A 2,807-nucleotide genomic window follows, 5' to 3' on the forward strand; every position below is an offset into this window, starting at 1 on the left:
CCTCCCCCTCTTTTGATTCAAACCAGATTTTCCCTTTGCTTTCTTCAACGATTGAATGGGCGATAAATAATCCCAGGCCGGTGCCGACGGTCTGATTTTTCATAACATTGTCGGATCGGAAGAATTATTTAAAAATATGTTTTTGTTGAGACTGGGGGATACCGACTCCTTTGTCTTTGCCGGCTACCCTTACAAATTTACTGTCGGCTTCCATCGAAACTTTCACCTCACCCTTTCCTTTCGTGTATTTTATGGCGTTGTCGACTAAATTTTGAATTGTGATGGAAATTTTTTCCGGATCAGTCAAAACGTTGGGCAAGGTCTCGGGCGCCTCCATGCTTAGGGTAACATTATTGGCCTGGGCGAAAGGAGCGGAAGCTTTGACTATTTTTTCAACCAGAACATAAATATTTGTTTGCTTCGGGAAAAAAGTCAGATGGCCCATCTCTATCCGGGAAACATCAAGCAAATCATTGACCAGCCGGATCATTCTTTCGTTGCTTTCCTTAACCATAGTCAAATAAGCAGTCATATCGGCCTGGCTTAAAACGTGGCCGTCATTTATCAAGTTCAGGGTCCAGCGTATAGCTGCCAGCGGCGTCCTCAACTGATGCGAGGCGACGCTCACAAATTCCGTTTTCATTTTATTGGCCTGGGCAAGCTTGTCAAAGCCCTGAGTGATTGAGTGGGAAAGAATAAAGATAAAAGCAGAGACAACAATAACAATCAGAGCTACTATTTCCGGCTGGTCGGTATAGCGGTTGGCGATAAAATAAGTGCTGACCATCGCCGTAATATTGAGGACGCCCAAAACCAAAAATATAAAACTGGGACATTCCCACAGGGAGAGATTATAATTCTGGCAATCCTTGAAAAGATGGAGTTTATATAAGAGGTTGCTATTTTTTTCCATTGATAAAATTATACCATAGATATAAAATTTCCAGCAATTGGAAACTTGAAGGTTGCTTTTTTTTAAGATACAATGGCAATATATTTTGCATCGGGCCGTAGTGTAATGGTAGCACGAGTGCTTTGGGAGCATTTAGTCGGGGTTCAAATCCCCGCGGCCCGACTCTTCGCCAAATACTTCAAATCGGCAAGCCATAAATTTAGCGGGCTTGCCCGCCGAAGCTTTTGCCGAAGCAAAAGCGTAGGCGGGTATCGTATAGAGGCTATTACCTCAGGTTTCCAACCTGATGACAGGGGTTCGATTCCCCTTACCCGCTCATAAATAATGGTTAGAGGAAAATCAAAGGGTATTTTAAGGCTAAAACCTTCCCGCCAGCCTCCGGTACCTAAACCTTGACATTTTAAGACAAGTTGTGCTAATATAAGTAATCCCTGAAAAGGGATTTTTTGTTTGCCATAATAGTCAATATTAGAGCCAAAAACCGAGGACAAGACCCTCGGCTTTGGGTAAAAATATGATAAAATGGACTTCAAAACTTAATAATTATATAGCAAAAACCCCTTTTGCCGTTTTCGCAATGGCTGTCTTAATCGGACGGTTATTCATCGCCTTTTTACCGCAGGCGGTAGCGCAAGATAACGGCCTGACTAATTCTTCTGATATTTATGCTGTTTCGGCTGCCGGTCCAAACTCGATGGCTATTTCTGAGCTGGAGAATGAAAATGGCCTGGTTTTACAAAGTAATATTTTTCTTCAGCCGGTTTGTTTCTCGGCCAATGGTTGCAGTGAAGAAAATAAAAAACAAGTTGAAAAAACTTCAATTGAGAAAAAAATAAAGAAAGTTATAGTTACAGCTTATTCAAGTACGCCCGATCAAACAGACAGCTCCCCTTTTATTACAGCCAATGGAACTTATGTTTATGATGGTATTGTGGCTTGTAACTTTTTGCCTTTTGACACGAAGGTTAAATTTCCGGAGATGTATGGTGATAAAATTTTTATCGTTGAGGACCGGATGGCCAAAAAGAATAGCCATAAAATTGATATTTGGATGCCCTCAAGAACCCTGGCCCTGCAGTTTGGCGTTAAAAGTCTGGCTTTTGAAATTGTTGAATAAAAAATAATAGAATAGAATAACCAAAACCCCGCCTTAGGCGGGGTTTTGGTTATAGTGCCGCGGGCGAGAATCGAACTCGCATGGCCTTTCGGCCGAGGGATTTTAAGTCCCTTGTGTCTGCCTGTTCCACCACCGCGGCATTTTTAGTGATTGCAATTTTTTTGAGGCCAGGATGGGAATCGAACCCATTCATAGAAGTTTTGCAGACTTCCGCCTTCCCACTTGGCTACCTGGCCAGGTGCTTATTCTTTTTTTAACATAAAAAAATCAAGTATTCAACTTCAATTATCCTTCCATTATCTTTTTTATTTTTTCGATTATTTCTTCTTTAGTCAGTTGGCTCTTAAAACCGGCGGCCAGCTTATGTCCTCCGCCGCCAAAGCATTGGGCAATTTTATCTACATTAATTCCGCGGTTTTTCTGAGACCGGAGAGAGACATCGATTATTCCCGGTGTTTTTTCGATTAAAGAAAGGGCAATCTTGGCTTCGGGGATATTGCTTAAAATGCCGGCAATTTTTATTTCCCCAAGGCCGTTAGCCGACCGGGAAACCAATTGATAGTCTATAAAAGAAAAAATCAGGCCGGCTTTTTTATCAACTTCCAAATTGGCAAGAGCCTGATTCAAGGCAAGCGCTTTTTCTTGCGGCAAATCCTGTTTTCTGGCCTCAAGTATTTTTTGCCAACGTCCTCCGCTGGCCATCAATTGGCCGGCTATTTTTAAAGTGGTTGCCGTGGTATTCGGATGGCAAAAAGCGCCGGTATCATCGATTATGCC

The 2,807-nt window shown here is 42.3% G+C and carries 3 protein-coding genes and 4 tRNA genes; 3 read left to right on the forward strand and 4 right to left on the reverse strand.

From position 1 onward, the window contains the following. Positions 1–124 precede the first annotated feature (124 nt). On the reverse strand, positions 125–913 hold the full coding sequence (locus PHQ42_05380; protein ID MDD5072133.1) for a HAMP domain-containing sensor histidine kinase: 789 nt from the start codon (positions 911–913) through the stop codon (positions 125–127). A gap of 91 nt (positions 914–1,004) precedes the next feature. Between PHQ42_05380 and PHQ42_05385 the strand changes: the two genes are divergently transcribed. The 3 genes from PHQ42_05385 (at position 1,005) to PHQ42_05395 (ending at position 2,030) form a co-directional block, all read left to right on the forward strand. Then, positions 1,005–1,075 (forward strand) — tRNA-Pro (locus PHQ42_05385). An 82-nt stretch (positions 1,076–1,157) separates the two neighbouring features. Further along, positions 1,158–1,229: transfer RNA gene (locus tag PHQ42_05390), tRNA-Gly, on the forward strand. A 198-nt stretch (positions 1,230–1,427) separates the two neighbouring features. Then, complete coding sequence (locus tag PHQ42_05395) at positions 1,428–2,030, forward strand: hypothetical protein (protein MDD5072134.1); 603 nt, start codon at positions 1,428–1,430, stop codon at positions 2,028–2,030. A 55-nt stretch (positions 2,031–2,085) separates the two neighbouring features. Here the strand turns inward: PHQ42_05395 and PHQ42_05400 are convergent. The 3 genes from PHQ42_05400 to PHQ42_05410 form a co-directional block, all read right to left on the reverse strand. Next, a tRNA-Leu gene (locus PHQ42_05400) sits at positions 2,086–2,169 on the reverse strand. Positions 2,170–2,194: 25 nt separating this feature from the next. Next, positions 2,195–2,266: transfer RNA gene (locus PHQ42_05405), tRNA-Cys, on the reverse strand. A 49-nt stretch (positions 2,267–2,315) separates the two neighbouring features. Continuing rightward, positions 2,316–2,807: DHHA1 domain-containing protein (locus tag PHQ42_05410; protein MDD5072135.1), on the reverse strand; the 492-nt coding region annotated here is incomplete at its 5' end.

The sequence above is a fragment of the Patescibacteria group bacterium genome (assembly GCA_028711655.1).
GTDB lineage: Bacteria > Patescibacteriota > Patescibacteriia > Patescibacteriales > JAQTRU01 > JAQTRU01.

Bases quoted from the DNA above. Each gene is read 5' to 3' on its own strand.
- PHQ42_05380 (MDD5072133.1), bottom strand. From the start codon at position 913: ATGGAAAAAAATAGCAACCTCTTATATAAACTCCATCTTTTCAAGGAT.
- PHQ42_05395 (MDD5072134.1), top strand. From the start codon at position 1,428: ATGATAAAATGGACTTCAAAACTTAATAATTATATAGCAAAAACCCCT.